A 23,757-nucleotide genomic window follows, 5' to 3' on the forward strand; every position below is an offset into this window, starting at 1 on the left:
ATTAAGATTCATTCATGGCCTTTCGCAAATTGCCCTCGTTCTCCTGAAGCATTTTTTTCGCTTGTTCATAAGAAACGCTTCGCTTCAGCATGACAATCGCTGGCTTCACTTGCAGCTTTGCTTTTTTCAACGTTTCCTCAGCTTCCTCATAAGTCGCTGAGGTACACTCTATCAAAATGCTTTTCGCACGTTCTCTCAATTTGTGGTTGCTTGCATGAACATCCACCATCAAATTCTCATAAACCTTCCCGAGTTTGACCATGGCTGTCGTACTCATCATATTCAACACCATTTTGTGGGCTGTCGCTGCTTTCAGCCGTGTCGAACCTGTCAAAACTTCCGGCCCGACAACCACCTCGATCGGGCACTCAGCATAATCACTGATTTCGGAATGATGGTTGCAAGATAAAGAGATGGTGTAGGCTCCGACCGAATGCGCGTGTTTGAGAGCTCCAATTGGATAAGGCGTCCGACCGCTGGCGGTAATCCCGACAACGACATCGGCTGATGTGAGTTTTTTTGCTTTCAAATCGGTTTCGCCTTGATCCGCATCATCTTCCGAATTCTCTTTCGCCTTTGTAAAGGCGTTCCCGCCCCCGGCCATGACCGCTTGAACCATATCTGGATCCACCAGGAAGGTCGGTGGACATTCGGAGGCATCCAAAATGCCCAGCCTGCCACTCGTTCCTGCTCCTACATAAAAGAGTCGGCCTCCCTTTTTTAATGAAGCGGAAATATGATCGACAGCTTTCGTAATGGCTGGCAAAACCTTTTTGACGGCTTCAGCAATTTTGTGATCTTCTTCATTCATAACTTTTAAGATTTCTGAAGTCGTCATTTCATCCATGTTTTTTGTTCGTTCATTTCGTTGCTCTGTTGTTAGGAACGTCAAGGAATTCGTCACCTTTGGCACCACCTTTTAATAATTTTCCGGGATTGCTAACATCGCTGCTCCAAACTCAGGTGGAGCATAGGGCTCTCGATATACGCCCAACCCTCTCGTTTCGATCTGTTGGATGAAATGTTGTTTCAAGACTTTTGAATGCTTGAAAATAGACCCAGCTGCTGTAATGGTTTTATCTCTTTCAAAACCGCGGCGAGCGATACTTTCTACATGTAAAACGAGTTCATCGGCCGCTTCTTTCAATAACTTCACCGCGACTTCATCCTTTTGTTCCGACGCTTCGATCACGCATGTCGCAAGCTTCGCTATTTCGTGCTTTTCATGAGGACTCCCATATATGTAACGGACAAGGTCTTCAGGGTTATAGAGATTTAACTTTCCCAACACGAGCCGAGTAAGAAGTGTTTCTTCCCTACGTCCATCCGCTGCTTTAGCTATATATGATAACGCTTTCAAAGAAAGGTGATAACCACTGCCTTCATCCCCGATCAGATGTCCCCAACCACCACATTTATGAATGGATCCATCACGGTTAACGCCAATCGCATTCGACCCTGTCCCAGAGATGACGAGGATGCCAGGCTCCTTTTGGGGAGAAAGCGCTCCTTTCAGTGCGGCTAAACTATCAGATCCAATAAATAAATCGCAATTTTCTGAAAATGATAAACCTAAAAAAATATCCTCCACAATCTTTTTCATTTCTTGTTCGTCTTCTGGTCTACCTATACCAGCAAGTCCGAAGCCGACGCCAATGATTTGTGCAGAATCTAAGTTGAATGTTTGTAATCCTTTTTCGATGAGCGTTTTCAAACGGCGACCGGCTTCTTCAAAACCAATCTGATGAGGATTGGTCCCCGGTCCCTGGACGACTTTTGGTTGTTCTGGGTATGTACAGTGATCTGCTTCAAGGAACAGGCACGTCGTTTTCGTACCGCCTCCGTCTATACCAATCACGTAGTTCATCGACTTCCTCCAAATCTTTGTTGGCTTTATTATAAATTTTATGAATTTTTATGTCAACATATGTTTTAAAAAACTGTAATTATATTTCAAATGAGGTTTATTCAAATGAAATGACTCCAATACCAATAAAAAAGATCACACCAGGTCATCCAATATTTGGATGACCTGGTGTGGTTATTATTCCCATTAAAGTCTATATACTGTTCCTTCATAAGGAGCTAATCCACTCCGATTCGCTGACTCCGTTTCATTCGTAATAACAACAGGGTTGCCTTCTATTTCTTTTACAATACCATCATCTAATGTCACTTCTTCTGAAGAAAAGTTACAGACGACAAGAAGACTTCCTTCATCCCCAACACGCTTATAAGCAAAAACGTTCGGATCTCCTCTCATCAACAGCTCAAATCGTCCGTCTGTAATCATATCCATCTCTTTTCTCAAACGGATTAACTGTTGATAGAAATAAAACACAGAGTTTTTATCATCCAGAGCACGCTCCGCATTAATCTCTCTGTAATTCGGATTCACCTGTATCCACGGCGTTCCATCCGTAAAACCACCATTTTCCATACCATTCCACTGCATCGGTGTCCGGGCATTGTCACGGCCTTTCACGTAGATGGCTTTCATCAGATCTTCATGGGACCAACCTTGTTCTTTCTTTTCTTTATACATATTTAAAAGCTCAATATCCCGGTACTCTTCGAGCGTTTCAAAGTTGACGTTGGTCATCCCAAGCTCTTCCCCTTGATAAATGTAAGGAGTCCCCTGCATCATGTGCAGACAAATGGCGAGCATTTTTGCTGATTTCACGCGGTACTCCCCGTCATTACCGAAACGTGACACAATTCGCGGTTGGTCATGGTTGTTCCAGTATAAGCTGTTCCAACCAACACCATGTAGCGACGTCTGCCACTTTTCAAAATTCTCCTTCAAGTCTACAAGGTTTAAATCCGTCCAATTCCACTTATCCCCGTTTGAATCCAAGTCCATATGCTCGAATGTAAAAATCATGTTCAATTCTTCATTCTCTGGATCTGTGTAACGCTTCGCATCTTCAGGAGAAGCCCCAGGCATTTCCCCAACTGTCATTACATCATAATTTGATAAAACTTCCTGATTCATTTCCTGCAAAAATTCATGGACACGCGGACCGTTCATAAAATAGGGACTGCCATCCCCGTTCTCTCCATCCGGGTACTCTGGATCTTTGGAAATGAAATTGATGACGTCCATCCGAAATCCATCCATCCCTTTATCAAGCCAAAATTTCATCATATCGTACACATCTTCCCTCAGCTTCGGATTTTCCCAATTTAAATCTGGCTGCTTTTTCGCAAAGATGTGCAAATAATATTGACCTGTCTTTTCATCATATTCCCAAGCCGGACCACCGAAAACAGAGTTCCAATTTGTCGGTGGCTCACCGTTCTCCTTGCCTTCTTTCCATATGTAATAATCACGATACGGATTGTCCTTGCTTTTCGAAGACTCTACGAACCATGGGTGTTCATCAGACGTGTGATTGACGACGAGGTCCATGACCAACTTCAAGTCTCTTTTATGAGCTTCTTCCAAAAGCCGCTCCAAATCTTCCATCCTTCCAAAAAGTTCATCCACTTGACGGTAGTTGCGAATATCATAGCCATTATCCTCTTGTGGAGAATCATAGACTGGGGACAGCCAAAGGACATCCACTCCGAGCTCTTTCAAGTAATCGAGCTTCTCAATGATTCCAGGGATATCGCCAATTCCATTCCCGTTCGTATCATTAAAACTCTTCGGATAAATTTGATAGACGACACTCTTCTTCCACCACTCTTGATTATTCATCTCTACCACTCCCTTATGAGAACCTTCTCATATAACCATAACGCAAAAGCGCAGGTGACTTCCATTATTTGTTGTACCAGGTCATACAGATACATGCAGATAATGGAAAAAGACCACCTCACAACGGTGGTCTTTTGGTTTATGCGGATAAGCGTTCTGTATTTTTGTGTTCTTTTTTTAGTCGGAACGGTGCTGTGACCAGAGCTAGAATTAGGAACAGTCCCATATACCCGATCAATGGGTAGAAGAACGCGACAAGTTCTGTAAACCCTGCGAAACTGAGCCCGAAAGCGACGACTCCTGTAATGAGAACGAATTTCTTATGCTGGCTTGTCCCGACTTCTGTATAACGAGCAGCAAAGGAGAAGAACATGCTGACTGCTGTATTAAAGACCATCCCGAACAAAACGATTGAGTAGAACGTTCCAAGTACTGGAGAAAGGTTATCCACAAGTGCCAGTAGCGGCATATCATAGGACGCAACGGCATCAATCTTTGAGAAGATGGCCAGGTGACTGATTACAATCATTATCCCGAGCCCTAATCCTCCCAGTAAACCGCCAAGTGCAGACGTTCGTTCATCCTTCTCATTTCCTCCCATCAATAAGGACATCGAAGCCCCTACGGCCACGTTAAAGGAAACATAATTAATGGCTGAAATAAACCAGTTGGATAAAGCGGAGGGTTGCTCCACAGCCACTGCATTCAAATCACTGAAAGACTGTTCCATGGTAAACAAGCTGTATCCGGATATGATTAAGACCGTGATAATTAAAAACGGTGTAATACTGCCGATGATGTTGACGACTTTGTCCACATTCATCATGATTGTTGCCATAACGATCACACTCATGAAAATGATACCGACGAGCGGCGGCAGCCCGAATTGTTGACTAGGAATTGAACCCGCTCCTGCAATCATGACGACTCCCACTCCAAACAACGTTAGAATGATGACATAATCAACAATCCGTCCAAGCCACTTGTTCCCACTCACTTTATATACCGCTTCCTTATGCGAAGTAGCCTGCGTCCTTGTCCCAAGTTTCACAAGCATCATACCCATATAAGCGAACAGAGCTGTAGAGATAATCGTACCGATCGTACCTAAATAGCCGAAACTCGTAAAGTATTGAAGTATTTCCTGTCCCGATGCAAATCCCGCACCGACGATGATTCCTATAAAAGCGCTTGCAATTTTAAATACTTTTTTCACGAAAAATCCTCCTATATTCAGAAATGTCTGCTCGTAGATGGTTTAGGTTAAACGCTTTCATATCAAATGTGTAGAACCAGCTTACCATGAATGCGCTTTCGGTTATTTGGTTAAATCAACAAATCCCCTCTCCTATATTCGTCCAATTCAACAAATACTTCAATAGGAAAATGGATGTTTCTATACGAGAATCAATGATAATATAAAGGTATTCACACCATAAGGAGTACCGCTATGAAACATTCATCACACTTGAACTATTCATATAAAGATTACATCGATTCCCCAGAGGGGCTTGCCGACAGCATTGCGGAAACCTTAGGATGTCCGGTCACCATTGAGGATGCCAATCACCGCATCGTCTCTTACAGCAAACATGAGAAAAATGTGGACGAAGCAAGAACCGCAACCATTATGAGACGGAAAGTACCTGAACATGTGATCAATGGTTTATGGAAACAAGGCATTATGGCCAAACTTTTCGAAAGCGACCAGCCACTCATTGTGAAAAAAATTGATGCGATCGGCCTTGGGCACAGGTTAGCGATTTCTGTCCGTAAAAATAACGAGATTCTAGGTTTCATTTGGGCTCAGACGAATGACCTCTCTGTAACAGCGGAACATTTGGAAGAGATGAAGGAAGCCGCCCAGTGGGTCAGCCACCATCTCCTGAGACAACAGGCGAAAAAGAAAAAAACAGAGGAAAATCGAAAAGAATTTTTCTGGCAGCTGCTTACAGGCTCTCTCCAAAACCAGGCGGAGATCAAACGCTTGGCCAAGAAGTTCCATATGAATTTGCAGGGGCAGCTCTGTGTAGCTGTATTCGAGTTCACAGAAGAAATGAGTCAGGCGGTAGAGCGCCATGCCTATTACTTAACAGAAACCCTCCATCAAACCCGTGTTGTGAACCGAATCTTTGATGATCAACAGCTCATTCTCCTTGTTCGGACAGATAATAAGGAAGATGCGAACGAAATGAACCAGGCTTTCATTCGTGAATTCACACAAAAGATGAAAGAACGTCTTCATTTTGAGGATTTGAAAGGGGCTTTCGGGCTGATTTATGACTCGCCGACATTGATCAGTGACAGTTACAAGCAGGCTTTAAAAGTTCTGGACTTGAAAGAACAGTATTCCACAGGGCTCCATCATGTCGATAACTACCAGGACCTTGGTGTCTATCAATTCCTTAATGAACTTTCAGCTCTTCAAAAACGGGAGAACTATAAAAACGATGCCCTCAGGCATATTAGGAATTACGATGAACGTAACAATTCCATGCTATTAGAAACATTGAAAGTTTTTCTTGAAAAGAACAGTAATGTCCATCAGGCCGCAGCCCATATGCATATTCATACCAATACATTGAACTACCGGCTGAAGCGGATCAAAGACATCGGCAGCATCGACTTCAAGGATATGAATCAGAAGACAATGCTTTACCTTGATTTACTGATTTATGAGAACGAACAGGAGGATTTGTGATTTTACACAAATCCTCCTGTTTATTTTTTCACTTTCAACTAAACAAAAAGTCAGGCTTGAGAGCTATACTTTGGTTACATTCAATTTGAAAGGTGGACGTTCCCCATGATTATCGGAATTCCAAGAGAAATTAAAAACAACGAAAACCGCGTAGCAATTACGCCTTCAGGTGTCATCAATCTCATGAAAGCCGGACACACGATCCGCATCGAAACCCAGGCCGGAACAGGCAGTAATTTTACAGACCAAGAATATCGTGATGCTGGCGCTGAGATTGTTGAAACCGCTTCCGATATTTGGTCGAATTCAGAAATGGTCATGAAAGTAAAAGAACCGCTTCCATCTGAATATGGATACTTCCGTAAAGGACTTATTTTGTTCACATACCTTCACCTTGCAGCGGAACCAGAACTGACAAAAGCGTTAGTAGAAAACGAAGTGACGGCGATTGCCTATGAAACAGTTGCTGTCGATAATAAACTTCCACTACTTACTCCAATGAGTGAAGTAGCTGGACGTATGGCGACACAAGTCGGAGCTCAATACCTTGAAAAATCCTTTGGCGGAAAAGGTATCTTGCTTAGTGGAGTTCCTGGCGTTTCCCGCGGAAAAGTCGTCATCATTGGCGGAGGAATCGTTGGTACGAACGCAGCGAAGATTGCTATCGGCCTTGGTGCACATGTAACTGTTTTAGACTTGAATCCAAATCGCCTTCGCGAACTGGATGATCAGTTTGGTGCAGATATCCAAACGTTGATGTCCAATCCATTCAACATTGCGGAAGCTGTCAAAGACGCGGACTTGGTCGTTGGAGCTGTTCTTATTCCAGGAGCTAAAGCACCGAAGCTTGTGACGGAGGACATGGTCAAAGAAATGAAAGACGGATCTGTGATCGTTGATGTCGCGATCGACCAGGGAGGAAACTTCGAAACCGTCGATCACATTACAACACACGATGATCCGATTTATGAAAAACACGGCGTCCTTCATTATGCAGTGGCAAACATTCCAGGAGCAGTGCCGCGCACATCGACGATTGCCCTTACAAACGTAACCATTCCTTACGCTTTGCAAATCGCTTCTAAAGGTGTAAACAAAGCTGTAGAAGAAAACAAAGCGATTGAAGCAGGTATAAACACAGCGAATGGTCACTTGACTTATGAAGCCGTAGCCCGTGACCTCGGTTATGATTACAAGCCAGTAAAAGAAGCCCTTCAAACTTTAGCACATGCATAAAATAACCAGCTCCTCCACGAATGTGGAGGAGCTTTTTTCATGTAGAAAAACTTCCATATATTTACGTACCAGGTCATACAAATAATTCCATTTCAAATTATAACTTTCAATTAGTTCGATAGTTGGAATCTATTTCGTTACTCGAAATGTTCGTGTGACGGTGATTGTGTCTGAAAACCGTGATTAAAGTCTTATATCAAGCTTCTATTCGACATTATTTTCTGAATATACAAACAGTTCAATCTACTCTGTATAATAAATCCTATATTACCTATAATTGGATACATTCTTGCTAGGAGGTTGGTTATGAAGAAAAAACACGTGATTCCAATGGCCGTATTGTCATCTGCACTTTTAATGGGAACGGTCGCACCGACACAGTCACATGCGATCAGTGAGAACGCAAGTCCAAAAGCTCACGCACAGATCCAGCAAAAAAGTGTACATAAGGATAAAGACAATCGTCCATTCTTTGTACAGCAAAAACAGAGTGAAAAATACACAAATGCTAATGAAAACTCCGCGAAAGCACACTTGAAAAAGAATAAAGAGAAATTCAAAATGGCTGATCCTGACCGTAGTTTAGGAAACGCCGAGATTACAAAAGATGACCTTGGTATGACGCACGTCAAACTTCAACAGGAAAAGAATGGCGTACCTGTAGAAGGACACCAAGTGGTTGTCCATTATGATAAGGAAAACCAGGTCCAGACTGTAAACGGTCAGTTCAACGAAGCGATTGAACAAAGCGATATTTCTACCAACGCTTCCTTAAGCGAAGCAAAAGGGTTGGAAGTCGCCAAAGATGCTGTTGATGCTCCCGAACAATTCGTAGAATCTCCGTCATCCACTCTTGTCATCTATCCGTTTCAAGATGAAAATCATCTCGCTTATAAAGTCAATGTGAACTTCCTTGGAGAAAACCCAGGAAACTGGTTCGTTTATGTAGATGCCAATACTGGTGAAGTCATCGACAAATATAACGCCATCATGCATGCAGATGGCTATCAAGCTTCCAAAGGATCAGGCACTGGTGTCCTTGGAGACCATCGCAACCTTCACATTTCCCACAGTAACGAGAAAGGTGTGGAAGCAAACGGAACAGATTTTTACTTATATGACAAATCCCACGAAAACCTGGATGGCATTTACACATACGATGCACAGAACAGTTGGAACTATGCGGGCTTGCAAGATAAATTGTTCTCTTCCCGTGATGCGGCCTTTACAGATGATTATGAAAAACCAGCCGTCGATGCCCATTACAACTCTGAAAAAGTATACGAGTATTATTTAGAAGAACATGACCGCAACTCCATCGATGGTGAAGGAATGGCCATCAAGTCTACGGTCCACTTTGGTAAAGATTATAACAATGCTTTCTGGAATGGTCAGCAAATGACATACGGAGACGGAGATGGCGAATTCTTCATCCCCCTGTCTGCAGGACTTGACGTAGCAGCCCACGAAATGGCCCATGGTGTCACAACAAATTCTGCCGGTCTCCTTTACCGCTTTCAATCCGGGGCTTTAAACGAAGCCTTCTCTGATATTTTCGGAGCACTCGTCGATGAGGAAGATTGGGAAATCGGTGAAGATATTATGGCAGAAGATGCTATTGCTTCTGGACGAACGTCTTTAAGAAGCTTGAGTAATCCTAGCAAATACCCTGTCGGCGAAGACTATGTTCCATACGGGGATGGTAACGGCATGTACCCTTCTCACATGGATGAATACTATGACCTGCCTCTAGATTTAGATAATGGTGGTGTCCATATCAACTCTTCCATCATCAACCATGCGGCTTACATCACAGGTGAACAGATTGGAAAAGAAAAGCTCGGTCAAATCTATTACCGTGCTTTAACCGTCTACTTGCAGCCGGAATCTGACTTCAGTCATGCTAGAGAATCTCTGATTCAATCAGCTGTCGACCTCTATGGAGAAAATAGTGAAGAAGCTCAAGCTACTGAAGATGGATTCAATCAAGTAGGAATTACAGAATAAGGAGGAATTGTCTATGAAAAAACAAGTATTTGCAGTCGCTAGTTCCATCGTATTGGCTTCAAGTGTAGCCATCCCTACGTTTGCGGCCGGTAATCATCCCGGTACCCCCGAGCAGCAAACGTACAACAGCTCGGGTTGGACAGACTATGGCCAGCTGACCAAAAAATTGGAGCAGATTGAAAAATCCAGCCAAGGAACTGTACAGGTCGACGTGGTGGGTCAATCCAATAACGGTCTTGATATTTACCAAGCCCGTGTCGGTCACGGCGATAAAGTCATCCTTATCGAAAGTGAAATTCACGGAAATGAAAAGACAGGAACGGAGGCTATTCTGAATCTATTAAGCTATTTAGGTTCAAGTAACTCCCCTCACGCCCAAAAAATCAGAGAAGAGGTAACACTTGTTACCCTTCCAAAAATGAATCCAGATGCTTCGGAGCTCGACAGGCGCGGAAATGACATGTCCTGGTCAGAAGTCGTCGAAGACTTCCCTCAGCTGGCTGAGGCCGGTGGGCCGACATGGAATTACTATACAGCCCCCAACATTCAGGGGGACAATTACGCAGCTAATCCAGGATTTGATGTGAACCGTGACTTTAATCCTAATTTGGATTATGTTCCGGAAGCGGAAGATATTCCGGGTTCTTCCTCTGAGCCTGGTTGGTACATCACCCCGGAAGCGCAAACCGTCCGTAACGTCTATAAAAATCTTCAGGACGAATTCGGAAAAGTGGACGTTTTTGTAGACCTCCACCACCAAGGACTCTATTATGTGGATGGTACGAGTGATCCAGTCACATTGTCTCTATCAGGACAATTCGTACCCGCTCCAAACTCAGAAGAAGGAGCGAAGTACTCCGAATATGCAGACAACTATGATTACGATTATTCCCGACAGTTGAATGTCGCCGCCTATGATGCGCTGCAGGAAATGGGTAATTCGCCATTCGATAACATCACCCTTTACAGTCAAGGGCTCGACCTTCCAGGCACAGCATTAGGTTCTTTTGCTCTTAACGGCAGTGGCACCGTCCTTTTCGAAGTGACCGGTCAAACGCAGAGTCTTGGTCAGAAGAAAAAGGGGATGCTTATGAAAGCTGTGGAAACAGGTCTTCAAGGAATTATTGACGGAGTAGCTGAAGACACAGTTGATGATTTGAACCCTGAAGATTACGAAGAGATTCCTGAAACGGCTTACCGTCCAAGTTTATAATTCAAAAGAGCGAGGCGTCTTGTTCAGACGTCTCGCTCTTATTATTTAAAGAATTTTAATAGATTTATCCACTTTATGCTAAACTAAAGACAGTGCAAAGAAAGGTGTGAAGTATTGATTATCAAACATTTGGAAGATCCAGTTGGAATTGAAGTTCTGAAAATGTTGCTGCGCCGATTACATCCACATCATCCCTCTATTCCTGAAATAAAAGAAAGACTGTTCAGGGAGCAGGCAGGCCACAAAGGAGAAAAAGCCCTCATTTATCCTCTTTCGCTACTTTCCGATGATCTCTTCATCTTTTACAATCTCCGTTTAAAGTCAGGGGACCACTTTTTCCAAAATGATGCATTAATCCTTTCAAAGGAATGGGTTCTACTAGTGGAAGCGAAATATATGGCCGGTCAGCTCAACATCGATGATAAACAATTAATTCAAACCACGGAAAAAGGGTTAATGGCTTATGATAGTCCCCTCACTCAAGTCCGCCGGCACAAATACCTCCTTCAAAAATGGGTGGACCAGCATGGTTTACCTCCTCTTCCTATTTATTGCGTTGTAGCAAACAGCCATCCAAAATCTATTATTACATGCGCCGATGCCGGATCAGATTTTGTGATACGATCGAACGCTCTTCACGAACTAATCATAAGTTTAAATAAGCAGAAGCCTGCTTTAAATGATTCCCATTTGCAAAAGTTTATTACGGTCCTTCTTAACTCTAACCACCCACTATCTTTTAATTATCTATCTCATTTTAATATTTCACACAAAGATCTCCGACCTGGCATCCATTGTACAGGATGTGAATATTTAGGTATGACCCGTCATCATGGGTCCTGGTTATGTAAGAAGTGTTCCTCTAAAGACAAAAATGCTCATACCCCCGCACTTAAAGATTATTATTTCATTTATGGACCACAAATCACCAACGCAGATTTGAGAGCATTTCTTATGATACGTCCCCCTGCAACAGCGAATCGTTTCCTCCATACACTCAATCTCCCATTCAAAGGAAAGAATCGAGGAAGAGTCTATTATCTTAACTTTTTTGAGTGATATCATCTAACCTTTGAGCGATTTCCTTCACTTTGGTTGAATTCTCTTTTACTATGAACGATTTCACACAGGATTTGATTGATTTCTCTTCTACTTTGAGCGATTCCATCCAATCCTTGAGCGATTCTTCCTTCTCTTTGAGCGATGCCACCCTATATTTGATCGATTCCTCTTACACTTTGATCGATTTTATCAACCTTCTATCTGGTAGAATGTTAGAAAAAAGGAGTGGCTCAACATGGAACTTACAGATCAACTAGGAAAAGAAATCATCCGTCGACTATCCCTATACATCGATGTCGCCATCAACCTCATGGATCCGACTGGAAAGATTGTAGCCAGCACAGATACCGCTCGTATCAATCAAATCCATGGCGGAGCTCAAAGAGTTATAGAAACGCTGGAAGCACAACAAATAACAAAAGAAATCTCAAACCAATATTCCAATACGAAGCCTGGGGTTAATCTCCCGATTTTTCATAGAGGCGAGCTTGCAGGTGTGGTCGGTTTGACAGGAAATCCGGATCAAGTGTTCCAAGCAGCTGGAATGACCCAAGCTTCCGTAGAGATTGCGCTGGAACAATTATATATTCAGAAACAGAGTTTTTACCAGGAAAGGCAGTGGAACCACTGGTTTCATCGGCTCATTTCAAACGAAGAAACCGAAGACCTGGAAAAAGAGGCCCGCTATTCTTTACGTGCAGACCTTAAGAAGGCATGGCAAGTCCTCGTTTTCCAGACACATTCACCTTTTGATTTCGCAGAGAGCCTCCGCACACAGGCAGAACAACTGAAGGTAAGTCCTCTCTTCATCCTGCCTTTTCAGGAAAATTCAGTGGTCATGCCTCTTCCATTCCAAGAGCATCTACCACCAATCAAAACAGATGGACCTGCCGCTGTTGGTGAACCAGGGTATAGTGCTAAAGGTATTTATACATCTTTCCAACAGGCAACGCAGACGTTAGATATTGCAGGAAAAGCCGGTAAAATTATTTACAGTGGGTCACTTAAGATGGAACGGCTACTTTCAAGCATTCCAAAGGACACGTACACAGAGATCACGGAGCCTTATGCCAATCGGCTGAACCAATTAGAAGCAGCATATTTAGAAACGCTCCATTCTTTCTTCAACAACGCCTTGAAAATGAACCGGACAGCTGATGATTTGCATGTCCATCGAAATACTCTTCATTACCGTCTGGATCAAGTCCATAAAAAAGTAGGCTTGGATGCACGGAATTTCAAAGATGCGATTATCTTACAAGCCATTTTAGTTAACCGTTAATTTGTGCACTTGCACAAGAATACGCTTACATTTTTCTGATATTTTGTATAACTCATCAATTGTTATCGTTTCTTATTTCCTGTTGAATAGAAAGTAACCAAATTAAAGGAGGGTGAATGATGAAGGTAGTTTTTGCCCCTGATTCCTACAAAGGAAGTTTGTCTTCCATTCAGGTCGCTGAAGTCATGAGAAAGGCTTTTCATTCGGTAAATCCAAATATTGAAACCATTATGAAGCCAATGGCTGATGGCGGAGAAGGCACATTAGAAGTATTTTCTACATCTGTGTCCCACGAAAAAATCCACTTATCATGTAAGGGCCCGTTGGGAGAAAATCACGAGAGCTGGTATGTAAAACTGGACGATCAGCGGGCTGTAATTGAAGGAGCCGTGATTGCCGGCTTACCACTGGTTCCAACAGAAAAACGTAATCCCGATCACACAACAAGCTATGGTATTGGGCAGGCAATCACTCATGCTTTAGACGAGGGATGCACGAACTTAATTGTAGCTATTGGGGGAAGCTCAACGAATGACGGTGGCCTCGGAATGTTACAAGCACTTGGAATGAAGACCTATGATGAAAATAACCAGGAGACAGGGATGTACGGAAAGGACCTCCATGCCGTAAAAGAAGTGGTTTTTTCCGAACTGGACCCACGTCTCAAAGACGTGACGATCCGTGTTGCTTCTGATGTAGACAATCCATTGACTGGCCCTCGAGGAGCAAGTCATATCTATGGCCCACAAAAAGGAGCGACCGAGCAGCAAGTAAATGCTTATGATCATGCTTTAGACCACTATGGAAAACTCATTGAAAAAGTGTTTGATAAAAACATCATGAACACCCCTGGTGCTGGTGCTGCTGGCGGCCTCGGATTTGCTTTTCTTACCATTGGTGCGCAACTTGAATCAGGCGCAAAGTTAGTTGGCGAAGCTATCCAACTCCAAGACGCCATCCGCGATGCTGATTATGTCATTACCGGAGAAGGACAAAGCGATGAACAGACGCTATATGGAAAAGCGCCAGGGTATGTAGCGGAACTTGCAAAAGAAAACCATACACCTGTTCTTCTCATTTCAGGGAGTTTAGGCTCTGACTACGGTGCTTTAAATAAAATATTTACGAGTTGTTTTTCCATAATTCCAGGCCCCTCGTCACTAGAGGACTGCCTGCAGAACGCAGAAGAATATTTATTTGAGACAACGAGACAAGTCGCAAGGTTAATCACCAAACAATAAAAAGGAGTGAATCGTCTATGGAAGGTTTCGGACTTGTACTTATTATTTTACTCGGTGTTTTATTTGTCATTGTAGCCACCGCAAAATTCAATCTCCACCCTTTCCTTTCCCTTTTGATTTCTGCTTTTGCTATCGGAATTTTAGCAGGTATGCCACTGGGAGATGTCGTAGAGGCCGTCAATGGCGGGTTCGGAGGATTGATGGGAGGCATCGGACTCGTCATCGTATTTGGTACGATCATCGGTGTCATATTAGAAAAATCGGGCGCTGCTTTACGTATGGCGGAAGTCGTTTTAAGAATCGTGGGGGAAAAAAGACCTCAGCTAGCGATGAGCGCAATCGGAAGTATTGTCAGTATCCCAGTCTTCTGTGATTCAGGGTATGTTATTTTATCCTCTTTAAAGAAAGCGCTTGCAAATAAAACGAAGGTTACCGTTGCATCTATGGCGATTGCCTTATCTACAGGTCTGTTCGCCACGCACACTTTAGTGCCGCCGACACCTGGACCAATCGCAGCTGCAGGGAATATTGGTGCCCAAAATTATCTAGGAACGGTCATTTTATTTGGTGTCATCGTCGCGATTCCTGCCATCTTGGTGGGTTACCTTTGGGCTGTCAAAGCCGGTTCTAAAATTCACATTGATCAAAGTGAAGAGGATGCTCTCTATGATTACGACGAGGTCGTCAGCAGTTTTGGGGATATGCCTTCGGCCAATAAATCATTTGCTCCTATTTTAGTTCCGATTCTTCTAATTGGATTCAGCTCTGTCATCACTTTTGCTGGATGGGAAGGTCCTGTTTTTTCCTTTTTCCTATTCCTAGGTTCACCTGTTGTCGCTCTTCTGGTTGGCGTTTTATTCGCTTTCACTCTTCTTCCAAAATATGATGAAGAAACACTTACCCAATGGGTAGGAATCGGAATTAAGGAAGCCGCTCCCATCCTGTTGATTACAGGAGCAGGTGGAGCGTTCGGTTCTGTGATCAGCTCCACAAGCATTGCTGATCTCATTAAAGGAATCGCGGGGAATGAAGTAGCGGTCGGAGCTGTATTCATCTTCATCCCTTTCATCATCGCTGCAGCATTGAAAAGTGCTCAAGGATCGTCTACAGCGGCGATTGTTATCACATCAACCTTAATTGCTCCACTTCTTCCGCAGATTGGAATCGAAGGAGCCGTACCACTAGCACTCATCGTCATGGCGGTCGGTGCTGGTGCCATGGTCGTCTCACATGTCAACGACAGCTATTTCTGGGTCGTAAAAGAGTTCAGTGGGATGTCCATCACACAAGCTTACAAAGCTCAAACGATGGGGACATTACTGCAAGGACTGACAGCCATTATTGTCACTTCGATCCTCTGGTTTATATTGGTATAACACTAAGAGAGACCTCCAATGTGGAGGTCTCTCTTTTTGACTAAAGCTGCTGAGTCCTTCGATATTAACTGGAGAAGACTTCTCTTCCTACCAAGTGAAATATACAATCACGCCAATCATTCCCCAAATTGGAAGAGAAAAAAGACCCGCCCATAAAAGCCCTTTGAAAAAGTTCCCTTCATATTCCTCCATACCATCACCTCTTTAACAAACAGTATGGACATTTCCATATATAGACTTACTTTAGATTATTTCACAAAATCCGACGTATATTTCCCAGGTAATAATTCAATCTCGCCAATTCCCATCAAATTCCGCACAAAAAAAGCTACCCTATAAAAGAGTAGCTTACGAATTGTAGTCAAGAATCATTTCTCGAACATCTTCTACTTCCTGGTCCGGCACTTCTAAATAATAAATTCCATTAATTTTAGTGCCTGTACCCGTCATCTGGTAAGTAGACAAATTTTCTCTCGCCCCACTATAGTTCTTCATCAAATCCTGCATCGTACTGAAGTCCATATTAGTAGAAACATTTTTACCAAGAACGTCCATCACATTACCAATTTTATTAATGGATCCGACATTCATCCCTTTATCTACAATTCCCTGGATGACTTTGCGCTGGCGCTCATTACGTCCGAGGTCGCCCTGGGGATCATCGTACCGCATACGGACATAGCCAAGGGCTTCTTCACCATCCATAGTCAATTCACCTTTTTTATAATGGAAGTTATCCTTCCCATACCATTCGATATCGTTTTGGATGGTAATGCCTCCAACGGCATCCACCATTTCTTCCAAACCTTCCATGTTCACTTGGACATAATAGTCCAGGTTAATATCAAGAAAGTTCTCGACAGTCTGGATAGCCATATCTGCTCCACCAAAGGCGTAAGCATGATTAATTTTATCCTGTTTGCCCGAATGAGAAGAATCGCCCACCATCTCCGTACGTGTGTCACGAGGAATGCTAATGATTTGACTGCGATTGTCGTTTGGATCAACAGACAATACCATTAAAGCATCAGAACGTCCGGAATCTCCGGCTCTTTCATCGACGCCCATCAACAAAATGTTCAGCGGTTCTTTTTCTTTTCGCTTCTTCTCTGTCAGTTCATGATCGATGGATGTGACTTTTTTGTGCATCTTTGAATCCACCGTGTTCTTCGCCCCACTATACAGGGAGTAACTATATACACCTGCAGGGACTAATAACAATACCAATAAAACAAGCGTGACTTTCCACCATCGTGTTTTTCTCTTCTTATGTTTATCCGAACGTTTCATCTACAATTCTCTCCACCTTATATCACTTTTTCATTCTATTATATAGCGAGAAGGTAAGACTTACAATTCTACAATTATAAAATCATAGATAATCTCCAATACTATTAAAAAGTTTAGAGAAGGAGATCTTACGATGAAAAAAGCGATGATCACAACACTGCCCATCCTCTATATGATTCTTATTTGGATCCAGTCGAGTCTTTCTATCGAGACGATTAAGGAGTGGATTTTATGACACTAGGATTTTCCCTGGAAAGTTTGCACCTGGTTGAGTTCGCGCTATTATACGTTCTCATCGTACTCGCTCTTCACGTTCATAACCGATTCACTAAAGCGACCAATCTACTTGCTGCTATTTTTGCCTCTTTTTACGGATTTATTGACGAAACCCACCAGTTCTTTGTAGTCGGGCGTTCGTTTACGGTTAATGATCTGATAAAAGATTGGTGTGGAGTATGGATCACTTATTTTGTGGTTGAGTTTAAGTATTTAAGAATCAATAACCATTCTCATGGTACAACAAATGATGTCGTTGACAATGTATTCGCTCCATTAAATCAGAAACATTAATTATACTTCATATGTGAGAATAGATTACTCATACGTTTTCTTCTACCATTTTCTATTTAGCAAGCAAATGAGGAACTGGTTGTGTAACTTTCTTTTTATTAAGAACCTTTCTTCTCAAAGTTTCTACCAAAGGTTTTTCCACAACGTTATAAACAATACAGCAAGAAGCGGTAACCAAAAGGATGATAATGATCAACCCGAAGAATGGACTGATGATATTAAAGAAATTCAACTTCACAAATATCATTAAATATCCTTTTATAAATGGGCCATGAGCAATGTAAATGGAGTAGGAAGCTCCACCTAGATAAGAAAAGAAACGCGGGACATTTCTCTTGGTCTTATCCATTTCTGCTATACCATACATAATTAACATGGAACAAAATCCGTACGCTAGGGATAAGGGGATAAAGGTAAGGGAATAAACATTATGGACCCATACCAGGAAATAGCCAGCCATCCCGAGTACAATACAAAGTCCAGCGTATTTATTTGTGAAATGGATAGAAAGATAAGCTACGAGCGCCCCACAAAAGATTTCCACTATACTAATACTGAAAATAGAGCTTGGAAGGAAGGAAAGTATATTCATTTCTCCAAGAAGAGTTAACCCAACCAATAAGCCTATGAAAGGTTTCATAATCACTGGTTTATACATATAAGCAAAGAATAAGAGATAAAAGAATACGATGTGTGTCAGTGACCATGCTGAACTTAGTATGGGCTCATTAGTCAATAAGAGAAAAGACTTGAGGGTGATTTCCATACTATAACCTTCTTGGAGCATGGGAAACGCTAAGGGGACAATTAAAGCTAATGTTGTAAAAATCCAATATAAAGGGAAAATCCTCAAAATTCTTTTGATCAGAAACTGAGTGGCTTTTTCCTTATTTCCAGCATACTTGTTATAAAGGTAATAAATCATGAATCCTGTGACAATAAAAAAGAAATCTACGCCCCCTGTTCGTTCCCATTGGGCTACATTAAACCAATCATACCCAATTTCCTGATAAAAGTTATTGTTCGCATGTCCGATAAGTACAAATAATATAGCAAGAGCTCTGGATATCTGGATGATCTCCAATTTACCGGAATTGGATTGTTTCATGATCTTCATCTCTCCTATGTTTACTTACTAAAAAACCAGGTTCAAGAAGTTCGCGTATGTTTCCTCATTGCACGGACGGAGTAATTTAAAAAATACCACATCGTCGAAGGAAGATTACTACGACCGACTTTCCTGTAAGTATTCCAAGTCTTCCGAGCTGACTTCCACTTGTTGCTGGATAGCGATTCATTACATTTTCTATATAAAGCCAGTTCTTCATTCAATCCATAAGCAGTCACTCCATGAGAGAGAATGGACATCCACAATCCATAATCTTCAGAACAATCTCTATAGAGGGGCATTTGCACCTTACCTAGCTTTTCCTGGTTCAGCACCACTGTCAAAGTTCCAATTGCTGTATTCTTAAGTAAGTCTTTATATGTGATTTGACTAGGCATATGGAAAACAACCCCTGTAGGGTTCCCTTCTTCCTGCATAATCCTATAAGCAGTGTAAGAAAAAGAATAACCATTTTGATGCATGAACAAAATCTGTTTTTCTAGTTTTTGCGGGTGCCATTGGTCATCACTGTCTAAAAAAGCTAGATATCTACCATCTGCAGCTAGGATCGCTTGATTCCTAGCATAAGCAGGCCCACCGTTTCTCATTAATTTGATAAGCTTAATCCGTTCATCTTCCGATTGTTTGGCTTCGATAAGTTTTACGGATTGATCTTTAGAGCAGTCATCCACGATAATCATTTCCCAATTCGTGTAAGTTTGAGATTGAACGGATTCAATCGTCTTAGAAATAAAATCCGCTGAATTATACGAAGGAGTAATGACAGAGACTTTCCCCATATTTCTAAAATCCATTTGAACATCTCCCCTTTTAATGAATCGCCCTCTTCTTACCCACACTTTTCATGGAATCTTTCATATCCACGCCTTGTGCCTGTTCACGGTGGAAAACTACTTTCAATGTTAAGATCAATATTTTCCAATCTGATAAAAAGCTATAATTTTTCACATAGGCTAAATCAAACCGTAATTTATCTTCAGCTGAAGTGGTATATTTTGCGTGCACTTGTGCTAAACCAGTGATGCCAGGTTTAACTTCAAGACGATGATGGTAATCTGGAAACTGTTTATTGAATTGTTTCACAAAATATTCTCTCTCTGGTCTGGGCCCGATCAGGCTCATCTCACCTTTCAATACATTGAATAATTGCGGAAGTTCGTCTATTCTCGTCGCTCGAATAAATGAACCAATTGGAGTAATCCTTGGATCTCTTACAGTTGCTAAAACCGGCCCTGTTTTATTCTCCGCATCGGCAACCATACTTCGGAACTTATAAATCCAAAAGGTTTTCCCTTTCATCCCTAAACGCTGCTGTTTATATAAAGCAGGGCCCGGGGAAGTCAAAGGGATCAGCCATACTAATAAAATCAGTAGTGGGCTAGTGAGTAGGATTAAACCCATGGAACCAATCACATCCATACCCCTTTTCAGTAATTGTTGGACGGGATGAATATGAAAGGGTTGGATAGAGTAGACGATTGTATCATCCATCTGATAGGTTTCAGCTCCCTGAATCCCCAATTCATACAGCTCAGGTATAACCAATATTTCCTTTCCATATTTAGTGGCAAGCTGTACCATTTCCACTTTTTCTTTTGCGCTAAAACCAGAACTGACCAACAACGCATCTGTCTCTTCACCGTATTTTGTTAATATATTTTCATCCATTGAATGAGATGAACCACATATCTGATACCAGCCTTCATTCTGCTCAAGAAAATGATGCATCTTTGAATCATCGTTTCCAATCAACCAGATCCTTTTTATAGCTCTTTTCCTTATTAAAGACCAGGCTAGCAACCTGACGAGTAATAAAAGAAGGGTCTGCAGACTAATAGAAACCATCAAATAGCTTATACCGAAAGTGAACCATGATGTGAAAACGATTCCCAAACTAATGAACAATCCTAAGATGGTCATTGAGAAAACGACAGAATACATAAGATCCTTGACCGATTTCCTCTCCCAGTTCCTATAAGAATCGGAGAATGTGAAAATCATATAGGCTATTCCTAATGCGAGAGGAAGTGATGCTGTGTGAAACGGGAAATCAACGATAGAGCTAGCCTCAAAAAAGTTATAGATTATCCGAAACCCGCTAAAGAGCAGAGCCATATCAATAAAAATAAAGGGGGCAAAGTTTCCTTTAAACGACTGATTCATCTTATTCCTCTCCTCTCTTGCGATCCTGAGTCATTAAAACTTAATCAAGAATTTAAGTTCTTAATTGAGAACGAATGTGCAAAAATTCCCTTCCTATTACTAGGTTTCATAACTTTTTCAAAAGGTTTGGACTTTAACATATAAAGTTTTTTAATCAAATTCAAAGGATGATAATCGATCCGTTTCCCATCAACTAAAGAAATGTTCTCTCTTGCATAAGAAATGGTGTGTAATCCGTCTGGATAAAGGCTTCCAGGTGGCTGTTTCAAATGTGAGACTGGTTCTTCCTGAAATTTATCCGGACTTAATTCTTCTACTCTATTAAGAACAATACTCCCACCGTATGTGGCCGAACAGTCTTGCGCTGGCCGGTATAATACATCATTTCTGACAAATGGAGTACCTGCTGGTCTTGCTGAACGGATATCATACTTAACCGGGTTTGCAGCATGCTCTTTCCATTCACCGAGAAGGTGATCTGAATAAAAGATATGAAGCTCATAATTCTCGGTTTGGAGGGATGACGCCCTTGTACAAAACAGCCACCATTTTCCATTCCAATGAATAATAGTAGAATCTACAGCTGCCACCCCTTTCAAGATAGTTTTGACTTTTCTCCATTCTTTAGTCTCATCATCCCATTGATGTAGCGTCACTTTTTTCGTTTCTGATGTTTCAGGAATACAGTAGTAGTTATTACCGTCTTCAACAATATAAGGGTAAGACATATGTGTGGGTAAGTTCATCGTTCCCTTTCTCAGAATATACTTCCCATTATCTTCCCCTTCGTTCATTAGATGACATTCACTGATAAAGCCTTTTACAACTCTATGATCCACTTCTTCGAATATCAAACGTAACTCTCCATCTGCTTCATAAGCGAATGGATCTGCATAATACAGTTTTTTATCAGGGAATAACCATTCAATTTCTAATGGGTTTTCACTCAAAAAATCTTGTAAGGGTTGCTTCACAATACCAATATTCCAGTACTCGTATCCAAACAAGCGCTTATACCATCTTTTAGCTTGATGTTTTCCTATTCGCAGTGTATATCTTATTCGTTTCATTACTGAGACAGGAGTGTTTTTTTCTATAACGCATTCATGTGGACCAAATGTATATGGTACACCTTTGTTTATTTTCCTACACATCTGAGCTGGCCATTCTAGTATGGCCTGCTCTATTTGTCCCTTATGTTTTTTAGCTGAAAAAAGAATCGTTGGAAGGGAACCCTTTATCAAATTTTGAACTTTTCCGTTGGGAAGTAAACGATCAAAAAAAACTTCCGTATAGGATGATTCTTTCCATAATTCATGAAGAATAGGCCCTCTTTCTTTTAAGTGGCGGAAGGACCACACACCGTACAAGGGTAGATTAAGAAATTCGCCTTCAAATCTTACATCACTTAAATCTAAATAAAAATCCAAATGATAAGCCCTTAAATGTAAGAGGTCCCTTGGCTTTAGTACACCTTTGTCAACTTCACATATTTTGTAACTACAATGAGGGAAAAGATCTTTTATATTGTGGTCTTGGCTTTTATAGGACTGGTTCTTTTCACCAGCATGAACCTTAATTATTAAGGAACACTCAAGACCTTCCATTTCTTTCAGTTTATGAAGTGTTTCATACTTCCACTTTTCTCCTGAAAGTTCATCTATAATAATTCCAAATTTCATATTTTCAACCTTCATATAACCCTCCCCCTCTCTAAACGAAATCTTTTCGTTCTAGATATTCTTGTAGTGTCTCATCTACCATTTTTTTTAAAGAAAACTCTTCTTCCACCCGCCGCCGTGCCTTTATAGATAATTCCCGATGCTTCATCGAATCCCCGAATAACGTCAAAATCTTTTCATAGAATGCATCAGTGGAATGTTCTGAAACAAGATAACCCGTTTGCCCTTCAAGGAGTGCTTCACTTATCCCTCCCCTATCTATGGATATGATGGGGGTACCTACAGCCATCGACTCCAAAACGACCATGGGAAAAACCTCGCGATTTGAAGTGAGCAACATGATATCCATGTCTTCGATAAATTTTTCCGGGTTCTTGATTGAACCAAGCATCTTTACTTTCCCAGATAAACCATACCGTTGAATTAAATTTTCCAACTTGTTCCTTTCCGGTCCGTCTCCACCTATAATAAAATTCACATTTTTCATACCTTTGCACTTCCTGGCAATCTCAATAAAGAATTCAAGGTTTTTTTCTTTAGATAATCTAGCCAACACTCCCACATTGAAGTCCTGATCTTCTTTTTTTTCTCTAAAGATAAATTGCTCTAGATCTACACCGTTATAAATCGTTTTAATGATTTCCTTTCGAACGCCGGATTCTAAGAGCGATTTTTTTTCAAAATTGCTCACGGTAATGATTCGATCGACAAACCCGTTCATTAACGTGGAGAATATTCTTCTGCTTTTCAGTTCCAACCAGGTGATATTGTGCTTTGTGTAGAGAAGTTTAATAGGCTTGCGTGTCATCATCTTCAGAGCAATTCCATAAAGCACCATCCGCAAACTATTCGCATGAATTAAAGAAATACCGTTGAGTGTCACTACTTTTTTCAATCTCAACAAATTTTCATAATGTTTCTCTCTTTTTAATTGAACATAACGATCCAAATGCTCGATTCTATTTTGTAAATCACCTGGACCTGCAGCATAGAAAAACTTGAGATCTGGATGCTCCAGATGATTTTCGAGTTTGCAGAAGTAAATCTCTGCTCCTCCAAAGCTTAATTTATCCGTTAGTAACAAGACATTCATTGGAATCAC

Annotated in this window: 19 protein-coding genes; 9 read left to right on the forward strand and 10 right to left on the reverse strand. The window is 41.6% G+C overall.

Annotated elements, in window-relative coordinates:
* Position 1: 1 nt before the first annotated feature.
* From murQ to DYE48_RS05990, 4 genes are all read right to left on the reverse strand, one after another.
* On the reverse strand, positions 2 to 904 hold the full coding sequence (gene murQ, locus DYE48_RS05975) for an N-acetylmuramic acid 6-phosphate etherase (RefSeq protein WP_115822833.1): 903 nt from the start codon (positions 902 to 904) through the stop codon (positions 2 to 4).
* A gap of 15 nt (positions 905 to 919) precedes the next feature.
* On the reverse strand, positions 920 to 1,867 hold the full coding sequence (locus tag DYE48_RS05980; RefSeq protein ID WP_115822834.1) for an N-acetylglucosamine kinase: 948 nt from the start codon (positions 1,865 to 1,867) through the stop codon (positions 920 to 922).
* Positions 1,868 to 2,053: 186 nt separating this feature from the next.
* On the reverse strand, positions 2,054 to 3,703 hold the full coding sequence (locus tag DYE48_RS05985; RefSeq protein ID WP_115822835.1) for an alpha-glucosidase: 1,650 nt from the start codon (positions 3,701 to 3,703) through the stop codon (positions 2,054 to 2,056).
* Between the two features lie 139 nt (positions 3,704 to 3,842).
* On the reverse strand, positions 3,843 to 4,919 hold the full coding sequence (locus DYE48_RS05990; protein ID WP_115822836.1) for a YkvI family membrane protein: 1,077 nt from the start codon (positions 4,917 to 4,919) through the stop codon (positions 3,843 to 3,845).
* Between the two features lie 234 nt (positions 4,920 to 5,153).
* On the opposite strand from DYE48_RS05990, the gene DYE48_RS05995 reads away from it, so the two are divergent.
* The 8 genes from DYE48_RS05995 to DYE48_RS06030 all read left to right on the forward strand — a co-directional run bounded on the left by DYE48_RS05995 (position 5,154) and on the right by DYE48_RS06030 (position 15,821).
* Positions 5,154 to 6,404, forward strand: a complete 1,251-nt coding sequence (locus tag DYE48_RS05995) for a PucR family transcriptional regulator (protein ID WP_115822837.1) — start codon at positions 5,154 to 5,156, stop codon at positions 6,402 to 6,404.
* A gap of 105 nt (positions 6,405 to 6,509) precedes the next feature.
* Positions 6,510 to 7,640 carry an alanine dehydrogenase gene (gene ald / locus DYE48_RS06000; protein WP_115822838.1) on the forward strand — a complete coding sequence of 377 codons (1,131 nt, stop codon included), beginning with the start codon at positions 6,510 to 6,512 and terminating at the stop codon, positions 7,638 to 7,640.
* A 306-nt stretch (positions 7,641 to 7,946) separates the two neighbouring features.
* Positions 7,947 to 9,647, forward strand: coding sequence for a M4 family metallopeptidase (locus tag DYE48_RS06005; protein ID WP_115822839.1), 1,701 nt, complete (start codon positions 7,947 to 7,949; stop codon positions 9,645 to 9,647).
* 13 nt (positions 9,648 to 9,660) lie between these two features.
* Positions 9,661 to 10,860, forward strand: a complete 1,200-nt coding sequence (locus tag DYE48_RS06010) for a M14 family zinc carboxypeptidase (protein ID WP_115822840.1) — start codon at positions 9,661 to 9,663, stop codon at positions 10,858 to 10,860.
* A 114-nt stretch (positions 10,861 to 10,974) separates the two neighbouring features.
* The gene (locus DYE48_RS06015; protein ID WP_115822841.1) at positions 10,975 to 11,919 is read left to right on the forward strand and encodes a nuclease-related domain-containing protein; all 945 of its coding nucleotides are present in this window, start codon (positions 10,975 to 10,977) and stop codon (positions 11,917 to 11,919) included.
* A gap of 238 nt (positions 11,920 to 12,157) precedes the next feature.
* The gene (locus DYE48_RS06020) at positions 12,158 to 13,204 is read left to right on the forward strand and encodes a CdaR family transcriptional regulator (protein WP_115822842.1); all 1,047 of its coding nucleotides are present in this window, start codon (positions 12,158 to 12,160) and stop codon (positions 13,202 to 13,204) included.
* A gap of 119 nt (positions 13,205 to 13,323) precedes the next feature.
* Positions 13,324 to 14,445: a glycerate kinase gene (locus tag DYE48_RS06025; protein WP_115822843.1), complete on the forward strand. Its 1,122-nt coding sequence runs from the start codon at positions 13,324 to 13,326 to the stop codon at positions 14,443 to 14,445.
* A gap of 17 nt (positions 14,446 to 14,462) precedes the next feature.
* Positions 14,463 to 15,821 (forward strand): GntP family permease, encoded by a 1,359-nt coding sequence (locus tag DYE48_RS06030; protein WP_115822844.1) that lies wholly within the window; start codon positions 14,463 to 14,465, stop codon positions 15,819 to 15,821.
* A 348-nt stretch (positions 15,822 to 16,169) separates the two neighbouring features.
* Here DYE48_RS06030 and DYE48_RS06035 read toward each other — a convergent pair whose 3' ends face one another.
* The gene (locus DYE48_RS06035) at positions 16,170 to 17,111 is read right to left on the reverse strand and encodes an LCP family glycopolymer transferase (protein WP_115822845.1); all 942 of its coding nucleotides are present in this window, start codon (positions 17,109 to 17,111) and stop codon (positions 16,170 to 16,172) included.
* Between the two features lie 231 nt (positions 17,112 to 17,342).
* Here DYE48_RS06035 and DYE48_RS06040 point away from each other — a divergent pair, with 231 nt between their 5' ends.
* Positions 17,343 to 17,681, forward strand: a complete 339-nt coding sequence (locus tag DYE48_RS06040) for a VanZ family protein (RefSeq protein ID WP_115822846.1) — start codon at positions 17,343 to 17,345, stop codon at positions 17,679 to 17,681.
* Positions 17,682 to 17,733: 52 nt separating this feature from the next.
* Here DYE48_RS06040 and DYE48_RS06045 read toward each other — a convergent pair whose 3' ends face one another.
* From DYE48_RS06045 to DYE48_RS06065, 5 genes are read right to left on the reverse strand one after another with little or no spacing between them, the layout of a single operon-like run.
* Positions 17,734 to 18,789, reverse strand: a complete 1,056-nt coding sequence (locus DYE48_RS06045) for an acyltransferase family protein (RefSeq protein WP_167449450.1) — start codon at positions 18,787 to 18,789, stop codon at positions 17,734 to 17,736.
* 41 nt (positions 18,790 to 18,830) lie between these two features.
* Positions 18,831 to 19,604, reverse strand: coding sequence for a glycosyltransferase family 2 protein (locus tag DYE48_RS06050; RefSeq protein ID WP_115822848.1), 774 nt, complete (start codon positions 19,602 to 19,604; stop codon positions 18,831 to 18,833).
* A gap of 16 nt (positions 19,605 to 19,620) precedes the next feature.
* Positions 19,621 to 20,973: a sugar transferase gene (locus DYE48_RS06055; protein WP_115822849.1), complete on the reverse strand. Its 1,353-nt coding sequence runs from the start codon at positions 20,971 to 20,973 to the stop codon at positions 19,621 to 19,623.
* A 44-nt stretch (positions 20,974 to 21,017) separates the two neighbouring features.
* Positions 21,018 to 22,670: a glucosamine inositolphosphorylceramide transferase family protein gene (locus tag DYE48_RS06060; protein ID WP_115822850.1), complete on the reverse strand. Its 1,653-nt coding sequence runs from the start codon at positions 22,668 to 22,670 to the stop codon at positions 21,018 to 21,020.
* 16 nt (positions 22,671 to 22,686) lie between these two features.
* Positions 22,687 to 23,748, reverse strand: coding sequence for a glycosyltransferase family 4 protein (locus DYE48_RS06065; RefSeq protein ID WP_115822851.1), 1,062 nt, complete (start codon positions 23,746 to 23,748; stop codon positions 22,687 to 22,689).
* Positions 23,749 to 23,757 lie beyond the last annotated feature (9 nt).

Origin of the sequence: Halobacillus trueperi (assembly GCF_003386945.1) — a bacterium.
In the GTDB taxonomy this organism is placed as follows: Bacteria; Bacillota; Bacilli; order Bacillales; family Halobacillaceae; genus Halobacillus; species Halobacillus aidingensis.

Bases quoted from the DNA above. Each gene is read 5' to 3' on its own strand.
- DYE48_RS05980 (WP_115822834.1), bottom strand. From the start codon at position 1,867: ATGAACTACGTGATTGGTATAGACGGAGGCGGTACGAAAACGACGTGC.
- DYE48_RS05985 (WP_115822835.1), bottom strand. From the start codon at position 3,703: ATGAATAATCAAGAGTGGTGGAAGAAGAGTGTCGTCTATCAAATTTAT.
- DYE48_RS05995 (WP_115822837.1), top strand. From the start codon at position 5,154: ATGAAACATTCATCACACTTGAACTATTCATATAAAGATTACATCGAT.
- ald (WP_115822838.1), top strand. From the start codon at position 6,510: ATGATTATCGGAATTCCAAGAGAAATTAAAAACAACGAAAACCGCGTA.
- DYE48_RS06005 (WP_115822839.1), top strand. From the start codon at position 7,947: ATGAAGAAAAAACACGTGATTCCAATGGCCGTATTGTCATCTGCACTT.
- DYE48_RS06010 (WP_115822840.1), top strand. From the start codon at position 9,661: ATGAAAAAACAAGTATTTGCAGTCGCTAGTTCCATCGTATTGGCTTCA.
- DYE48_RS06020 (WP_115822842.1), top strand. From the start codon at position 12,158: ATGGAACTTACAGATCAACTAGGAAAAGAAATCATCCGTCGACTATCC.
- DYE48_RS06025 (WP_115822843.1), top strand. From the start codon at position 13,324: ATGAAGGTAGTTTTTGCCCCTGATTCCTACAAAGGAAGTTTGTCTTCC.
- DYE48_RS06030 (WP_115822844.1), top strand. From the start codon at position 14,463: ATGGAAGGTTTCGGACTTGTACTTATTATTTTACTCGGTGTTTTATTT.
- DYE48_RS06035 (WP_115822845.1), bottom strand. From the start codon at position 17,111: ATGAAACGTTCGGATAAACATAAGAAGAGAAAAACACGATGGTGGAAA.
- DYE48_RS06040 (WP_115822846.1), top strand. From the start codon at position 17,343: ATGACACTAGGATTTTCCCTGGAAAGTTTGCACCTGGTTGAGTTCGCG.
- DYE48_RS06045 (WP_167449450.1), bottom strand. From the start codon at position 18,789: ATGAAACAATCCAATTCCGGTAAATTGGAGATCATCCAGATATCCAGA.
- DYE48_RS06050 (WP_115822848.1), bottom strand. From the start codon at position 19,604: ATGGATTTTAGAAATATGGGGAAAGTCTCTGTCATTACTCCTTCGTAT.
- DYE48_RS06055 (WP_115822849.1), bottom strand. From the start codon at position 20,973: ATGAATCAGTCGTTTAAAGGAAACTTTGCCCCCTTTATTTTTATTGAT.
- DYE48_RS06060 (WP_115822850.1), bottom strand. From the start codon at position 22,670: ATGAAGGTTGAAAATATGAAATTTGGAATTATTATAGATGAACTTTCA.
- DYE48_RS06065 (WP_115822851.1), bottom strand. From the start codon at position 23,748: ATGAATGTCTTGTTACTAACGGATAAATTAAGCTTTGGAGGAGCAGAG.